The 8068-nt window shown below is 63.1% G+C and carries 5 protein-coding genes; all 5 read right to left on the reverse strand.

All coding sequences use genetic code 11. From position 1 onward, the window contains the following. Window positions 1–55: 55 nt before the first annotated feature. Complete coding sequence (queG, locus tag AC2FM3_RS14725; RefSeq protein ID WP_496683182.1) at window positions 56–1093, reverse strand: tRNA epoxyqueuosine(34) reductase QueG; 1038 nt, start codon at window positions 1091–1093, stop codon at window positions 56–58. Window positions 1094–1168: 75 nt separating this feature from the next. After that, a complete protein-coding gene (gene fzlA / locus AC2FM3_RS14730; RefSeq protein WP_496683184.1) occupies window positions 1169–1834 on the reverse strand; it encodes an FtsZ-binding protein FzlA in 666 nt (221 codons plus the stop codon). 58 nt (window positions 1835–1892) lie between these two features. Next, window positions 1893–2633 carry a monofunctional biosynthetic peptidoglycan transglycosylase gene (mtgA, locus tag AC2FM3_RS14735; protein WP_496683186.1) on the reverse strand — a complete coding sequence of 247 codons (741 nt, stop codon included), beginning with the start codon at window positions 2631–2633 and terminating at the stop codon, window positions 1893–1895. 43 nt (window positions 2634–2676) lie between these two features. Next, window positions 2677–3591, reverse strand: coding sequence for a Hint domain-containing protein (locus AC2FM3_RS14740; protein ID WP_496683187.1), 915 nt, complete (start codon window positions 3589–3591; stop codon window positions 2677–2679). Window positions 3592–3775: 184 nt separating this feature from the next. Further along, a partial coding sequence (gene gltB / locus AC2FM3_RS14745) for a glutamate synthase large subunit (RefSeq protein WP_496683189.1) occupies window positions 3776–8068 on the reverse strand: 4293 nt, incomplete at its 5' end.

Genomic DNA, 8068 nt, shown 5'->3' on the forward strand with positions numbered 1-8068 from the left:
TTCGCAGTCACGGGTGTAGCGGATTGAACCGACGCGTCCAGCCTGTTTGCGGCATTCACGACAGTTGTTCGACCGCCCAGCGCGCCGCGTCGGCCACCGTCGGATCGGGATCCTCGGTCAGCGCCTGCGCGACCGGAATCAACTCCGCCGACCCGGAATTGCCGATGGCATACAGAACGTTGCGCACGAACCGGTCGCGCCCAATCCGCTTGATCGGAGACCCCGAGAACTTGTCCCGGAACGCCGCATCGTCCAACCCGGCCAATTCCGCCAGCGGCGGCGCCATCAGGTCTTTGCGCGCGGCATAGCGGATGTCGCTGGCCGCCACCGCGAACTTGTTCCACGGACAAGCGGCCAAGCAATCATCACAGCCATAGATCCGGTTGCCCAGCTTGCCGCGCAGCTTTTGATCCACCGGCCCCTTGTGCTCGATGGTCAGATAGGAAATGCAGCGCCGCGCATCCAACTGATAGGGTGCCGGGAAAGCATCCGTCGGACAGGCATCCAGACAGGCCCGACACGACCCGCAATGATCCACTTCCGGTGGATCCGCCGGCAGGTTCAGAGTGGTGAAAACAGACCCTAAAAAGGCCCAATTGCCCCAATCGCGGCTGACCAGATTGGTATGTTTGCCCTGCCACCCCAACCCGGCCGCATGGCCCAGTGCTTTCTCGGGCACCGGCGCGGTATCGACGAACACCTTCACCTCGCCGCCGGCCTCGGCAATCAGCCATCGGGCCAGCCGCTTCAGCCGCTTCTTGACCAGATCGTGATAATCCCTGTTCTGCGCATAGACCGAGATCGCCCCGCGATCGGGTCGCCCCAGAACCTCGGTCGGATCATGATCCGGCGTGTAACTCTCGGCCAGCATGATGACCGAGCGCGCCTCGGGCCACAGCTTCGCCGGATCCCCCCGCCAATGGGTCCGCTCGGCCATCCAACCCATTTGCCCGTGATAGCCCGCCGCCAGAAAGGCGGCCAACCGCGCAGGCACCTCCGGTACGTCCCACGGGCGGCAGATCCGGCACGACACGAACCCCTCGGCCCGGGCCTGCGCCACCAACCTGTCCTTCAATGCTGTCGCGCTGTTCATCTGGCCCAAAATATCCTCGGGGGTGAATTGGCCCAACGGGCCAAGAGGGGGCAGACAGCCCCCTGACCCAACCTATCAGAAATCAAGGTCAGCGTAATGGGCAGGCGGGCGGAATCCCGGTACTTGGTCCGCAAGGATCGATCGGAATGCCGGGCGTGATTTGATCTTGGCGTACCAGTCCTTGACCACCTGGCTGCGGTTCCAGTCCACGTCTGAAATATAGTCCAGCGCCGACAGGTGCGCCGCAGCCGCAAAATCGGCCAAGGTCATCTGATCCCCCGCCAGCCAGCGCCGTTGATCCAGCAGCCAGGCCATGTAGTCCAAGTGGAACTTGATCGCCCGCGCGCCCTCTTTCACGTTCCTACTGTCCGGATAGCCCTGCCCGGTCATCTTCTTGTTCACCCGTTCGTACAACAGCTTCGACGTCACCTCATGGTGGAACTTGTCGTCGAACCAGTTGACCAGACGGCGCACCTCGTACCGGGCTTCGGGTTTGCGGGGCATCAGGGCTGGGTCCGGGCGGGTTTCCTCGATATATTCACAAATCGCGGTGCTTTCTGCCATGATCCGCCCATCCAGCCGCAGAACCGGGACTTTTCCGGCCGGGTTGCGACGCAGGAAATCCGGATCCTTCTCCCAATATTTCTCGGAGACCAGCTCAACCTCGATCTTCTTTTCGGCCAGCGCCAGACGGACCTTTCGGCAAAACGGGGAAAGGGGAACGTGAAACAAACGCGCCATGAGAGTCCATTCGATCCAGTGAATACCGCTCAGCAATAGCCGCTGAGCGGCAAGGGTTTCAATCCTCGAAACAATCGGCGCGGCCATCTGCGCGGATGGTGGCCGCCCCATCCAGTATCGCGGCGGCCCGCCGGCGGGTATAGACCGACGGGTCCGTCACCGATCGCGCGCGCGGCGCGGGCAGGATCGCGGCCAGGCGGGCGGCCTGCACCGGGCTCAGCTCCGCGGCGCTTACACCGAAATTGCGGCGCGCCGCAGCCTCGACCCCAAATAGCCCCTCACCGGTTTCGGCCACATTCAGATAGACTTCGAGGATCCGCTTCTTGCTCCAGAAAATTTCGACCACCGGGGTCAGCACAGTCTCCATCGCCTTGCGGACCCAGCTGCGCCCCTGCCACAGGAACACGTTCTTCACCACCTGCTGCGTGATGGTCGAGGCGCCGCGGTTGCCGCCATCCTCCAGCGCGTCTCGGATGGCGTTCACGTCGAACCCCCAGTGCAGGCAGAAATTGGCATCCTCGGCCGCCACGGCCGCACGGGCCATGACCGGGGCAATCTCCTCGATCGGCACCCAGTCGCGCTCGACCTTGCCCAGACGGCGCCATTCCGACCAGATCGTGTGGGTGATCGGCGGGTTCACCACCGAATAGATCAACACCAGCGCCAGAAAGACGCCGGCAACCGCCAAAGCGCCGCGCACCACCCATCGCCGGATACGGGGCAGGAGCGTCCGAGTCTTTTTCGGCCGGGTCGCCTGTTTCTTTTTGCCGCTGCTCTTGCGGGCCGCTTTCTTCGCCATGGGTCCGCTATACGCCGCGCAGCCGAATTTTGGAACGGCTTTGTCAGCCGAACAGCTGCGCATCGCGTGGGCGGATGACCGGGCGCGCGGTCTTCAACATGCCCAGATCCGCACGGTCGAGTTCGGGGAACAGATCGAAAAGCTCGCGGCAGGTATCCCGCTCGGATTGCGACAGGGCATGTCCGGGGTAATAGCTTTCGCTTCTGGCGCCATTTGCCGTCACGATCTCGTGCTGGTCGAACAACAGATGGTAATAGGTGACATCTCCACCCTCGGCTCGGGTCACGCTGGTGCCATTCACAAGGCAATGCGCGGCGATCAGGATTTCGGGATAGCCATAGAAGTACTCGGCCCGCCAGTCGTCGATCAACATCCGGTGCTGCGGCGAAACCAGTGTTTCGCGATCCAGCCCCAGAACACCGGCCGCAAACCGGATCGGTGCGGTCTTTCCGATGGCCGGCACGCAAGTCTTTCCGACCCACAGCAACGGTTTGGCACCGTTGTCGACGGTCAGAACCAGATCGCCGGCGCTCAGGTCCTGAACCGGCGTTGGGCCGTTTGGCGTCTCGATCAACGTATCGCGCGTGAAACAGGGCGGCCCCAGCTCACCGGGCACAGTCAGGGGACCTTGCGAAGAAACGAATGTCGTGGACACCAATGTGCCCTGCTGCAGCACCTGCCCGTCGGTCGGGGTGAACACGCGGCTGCCATCGGCAAGATAAAAGGTAATGCCGGTATAGGTCACGTTCCCCGTGCCGGGCACGTTGACGGTGACTGTGTCGCCGGGCCACGAATTGGTAACATCCTGACCGTTGACCGAGTCATTGTCGAACCGGTCGATGTCTCCGTCATCATTCTGATCGATCAGATTGTATTTCTGGACCACCATAACAGTCCCTGCCGCAGGCGGGCTGAAGGGGTCAATGATAAAAAACTGATCGAGATAGGTGGTCGGCATTCCCAAGGCTCCTGCGATTTCTGCGACCTTATCGAACGATTGGCCCGATTTCACGATGATTTTGTGGCGCAATTCGCCCATAACCCCGCCTGCGAGGGCGGTCACCCGGACGTCTGCCCGCATGAAAACAAAGAACCCGCGCGCCGGGCTGCGGCACGCGGGTCTTGTTCGGGTTCGGCCCGGGTTACTCGGCCGGAACCGCCGTCGCCTCGTGGCTGAGCGGATAGGCCAGCTTGTTCAGCATCTCTTTCGGGCAGATTTGCAGGAAATTGGCCTTTTCCACGTCCCAGTGCTGCAGGATGTCGGCGGCCTTGCGGCTGCCGGTTTCCGTGGCGTGGCGCTCGATCAGCGATTTCAGCTGCATCTCCCAATGCTCGACCGTTACGGGGCAGGTCACCAGGGTTTCCATGTTCATCAGAAGCTGCGCCTTGCCTTCGGGGTCGTACAGATAGGCCATGCCGCCCGTCATCCCCGCGCCAAAGTTCGCCCCGATGTCCCCCAGGATCACCGCAACCCCGCCGGTCATGTATTCGCACCCGTTCGAGCCGCAACCCTCGACCACCACCTTGGCCCCCGAGTTGCGCACGGCGAACCGCTCGCCTGCCCGGCCAGCCGCGAACAGGTACCCGTCGGTCGCGCCGTAAAGAACCGTGTTGCCGATGATCGTGTTCCGGTCGGCCTGCAGCGGGCTGACCTGCGGCGGGCGCACGACGATGGTGCCGCCCGACAGGCCCTTGCCCACATAGTCGTTGGCGTCGCCCGACACCTCGAGCTTGAGCCCCGGCGCGGCGAAGGCGCCCAGCGACTGACCGGCTGAGCCTTGCAATTTCACATGCAGATGGTCCGGCTGGAACGTGTTGCGCATGCCGAAATTCTGCACGATGTGGCTCGAGACCCGGGTGCCCACCGTCCGGTGCGTGTTCTGCACCGCATAGGACAGCTGCATCTTTTCGCCGTCCTTCAGGAACCGCGCCGCGTCGCGCACGATTTCGGCGTCCAGCGTGTCGGGCACCTCGTTGCGGGGCTTGTCGCGGTCATAGACGATGTTCTGGGCGCCATCGACGGTGATCAGCAGCGGATTCAGGTCCAGATCGTCCAGATGCGCCGACCCGCGGCTGACCTGCGCCAACAGATCGGCCCGACCAATGATCTCGTCCAGCGACCGGGCGCCGATGCTGGCCAGAATCTCGCGCACTTCCTGCGCGTAGAAGGTGATCAGGTTAACCACCTTGTCGGCATTGCCGGTGAACTTGGCGCGCAGGGATTCGTCTTGCGTACAGACGCCCACTGGGCAGGTGTTCGACTGGCACTGGCGCACCATGATGCAGCCCATTGCGATCAGGGCGGCGGTGCCGATGCCGTATTCCTCGGCCCCCATCATCGCCGCCATGACGATGTCGCGCCCGGTGCGCAGGCCGCCATCGGTGCGCAGGGTCACCCGGTCGCGCAGGTTGTTCATCGCCAGAACCTGATGCGCCTCGGTCAGGCCCATTTCCCACGGCAGGCCGGCATATTTGATGCTGGTCGCGGGCGATGCCCCGGTGCCGCCATTGTGGCCCGAGATCAGGATGATGTCGGCTTTGGCCTTGGCCACCCCGGCGGCGATCGTGCCCACGCCCGAAGACGCCACCAGTTTCACAGTCACCTTGCAGCGCGGGTTGATCTGTTTCAGGTCATAGATCAGCTGCGCCAGATCCTCGATCGAGTAGATGTCGTGATGCGGCGGCGGCGAGATCAGGGTCACGCCCTTGGTCGAGTGACGCAGGCGCGCGATCAGATCGGTGACCTTCATGCCGGGCAGCTGGCCGCCCTCGCCGGGCTTGGCGCCCTGGGCCACCTTGATTTCCAACTCTTCGCAGTGGTTGAGGTATTCGGCGGTCACGCCGAACCGGCCCGAGGCCACCTGCTTGATCTTGGCCGAGGGGTTGTCGCCATTCGGCTCGGGCACGAAATGTGCGGGATCTTCCCCACCTTCACCCGAGTCGGATTTCGCGCCGATCCGGTTCATCGCCACGTTCAGCGTCTTGTGCGCCTCGGGGCTGAGCGCGCCCAGCGACATGCCCGGCGTGACGAACCGCTTGCGGATCGAGGTGATCGATTCGACCTCTTCGATCGGGATCGGCTTGCCCAGCGGTTTGAAATCCATCAGGTCGCGCAGATGGATCGGCGGGTTCGCCTGCATCTTGGCCGAATACTGCTTCCACAGCTCGTACGAGGCGCGGTTGCAGGCCATCTGCATCATGTGCATCGAGGTCGCTTCCCACGCATGGGTCTCACCGGATTTGCGGGCCTTATAGAACCCACCGATGGGCAGAACGTCCAGGCCGCTCTCCCAGCCCTTGGCGTGGATTTCCTCGGCCTTGGACTGAATGCCGGTGACGCCGATGCCGGAAATCCGGCTGGTCATGCCAGGGAAATATTCGGCCACCATGGCGCGGCTCAGTCCCACGGCCTCGAAATTCAGGCCGCCGCGATAGGACGAGATCACCGAGATGCCCATCTTGGCCATGATCTTCAGCAGGCCCTGGTCGATCGCCTCGCGGTAACGCGCGACGTTTTCGGTCAGGCTGCCTTCGAGCAGGCCGCGTTCGATCCGGTCGGCGAGCGAATCCTCGGCCAGATAGGCGTTGACCACGGTCGCGCCACAGCCGATCAGCACCGCGAAATAATGCGGGTCGATGCATTCCGCCGAGCGTACGTTCAACGAACAGAAGGTCCGCAGACCCTGACGAATCAAGTGCGAATGAACCGCGCTGGTGGCCAAGATCATCGGCATCGCCACTTTGCCGGGGCCGGAATACTGATCGGTCAGAACCAGGTGACCCGCGCCCGAGCGCACGGCCTCCTCCGCCTCGGCGCGGATTCGCGCCAGCGCGGCGCTCAGTGCGCCGGTGCCGGGTTCGAAGGTACAGTCGATCTCGGCCAGCGGCGCATCGAAATTCGCCACCAGTTCTTCCCACTGAGCATTGCCGACAAAGGGGCTTTCCAGCACGATGATCTCGGTCTGGCTGCTGTCCTCGTCCAGCACGTTCTTGAGGTTGCCGAACCGTGTCTTCAGCGACATCACACGGTATTCGCGCAGGCTGTCGATCGGCGGGTTGGTCACCTGGCTGAAATTCTGGCGGAAGAAATGGCTGAGCGGTCGGTACTGTTTGGACAGAACCGCCGAGGGCGTATCGTCGCCCATCGAGGCGATGGCCTCTTTGCCGTCCTCGGCCATAGGGGCAAGGATCTGCTCCAGCTCTTCGACCGTGTAGCCCGCCGCGATCTGGCGCTTGCGCAGCTCTTCACCGGTGAACAGCGGCTTTTCGGCGACCTTCGCCAGCTTTTCGTCCAGATCGTTGATCTTGCTGACCCATTCGCCGAACGGCAGGGCCGCGGCCAGCTTGTCTTTGATCTGCTTGTCGCGATACAGCTTGCCCTTTTTCATATCGACGGCCAGCATCTGGCCCGGACCCAGCGCGCCTTTCTCGACAACGCTGGCCTCGTCGATCGGGACCATGCCCGCCTCGGACCCGGCGATCACCAGACCGTCGCCGGTGACCACATAGCGCATCGGGCGCAGGCCGTTGCGGTCCAGCCCGGCGCAGACCCAGCGGCCATCGGTCATGGCCAGCGCGGCGGGGCCGTCCCACGGCTCCATCACCGAGTTGCAATAGGAATACATGTCGCGCCAGGACTGCGGCAGTTCCACCGCCTGTTTCGACCAGCTTTCCGGCACCAGCATCGTCTTTGCCATCGGGGCCGAGCGGCCCGCGCGCACCAGAACCTCGAACACCGAGTCCAGCGCCGCCGAATCCGACGATCCGCCTGCGATGATCGGCTTGATGTCTTCGGCATAGTCGCCAAAGGTTGCCGAGGCCATGCGGATCTCGTGGCTTTTCATCCAGTTGATGTTGCCCTTCAGCGTGTTGATCTCGCCATTGTGGGCCAGCATGCGGAATGGCTGCGCCAGCCACCATTGCGGGAAGGTGTTGGTGGAATAGCGCTGGTGATAGATCGCAAAGGCCGACTCGAAACGGTCGTCCATCAGGTCGGGGTAGAACACGGCGACCTGCTCGGCCAGCATCATGCCCTTGTAGATGATCGACCGGCAGCTGAGCGAGGCCAGGTACAGACCTGAAATCCCCGCGGCGGCGGCGGCTTTCTCGATCCGGCGGCGGATGACGTACAGCTCGCGCTCGAACGTGTCCTCGTCAACGCCCTTGGAATTCGAGATCAGGATCTGCTCGATCTCGGGCCGGGTCGCGTTGGCCTTTTCGCCCAGGCAGGTGACATCCACCGGTACGTGGCGCCAGCCATAGATGTAGTAACCCATCCGCAGAACTTCGGTTTCCACGATGGTCCGACAGCGCTCCTGCGCGCCGAAATCGGTGCGTGGCAAGAACACCTGCCCCACAGCGATCAGCTGGTCCATCTTGGGCTCGTGCCCGGTGCGGCGGATCTGGTCATAGAAGAAGGGGGCCGGGATCTGCAC

It is taken from the genome of Ruegeria sp. BHSB172, from assembly GCF_059613165.1.

Coding starts and splice junctions, on each gene's coding strand:
- queG (WP_496683182.1), bottom strand. CDS start 1,093: ATGAACAGCGCGACAGCATTGAAGGACAGGTTGGTGGCGCAGGCCCGG.
- fzlA (WP_496683184.1), bottom strand. CDS start 1,834: ATGGCGCGTTTGTTTCACGTTCCCCTTTCCCCGTTTTGCCGAAAGGTC.
- mtgA (WP_496683186.1), bottom strand. CDS start 2,633: ATGGCGAAGAAAGCGGCCCGCAAGAGCAGCGGCAAAAAGAAACAGGCG.
- AC2FM3_RS14740 (WP_496683187.1), bottom strand. CDS start 3,591: ATGCCGACCACCTATCTCGATCAGTTTTTTATCATTGACCCCTTCAGC.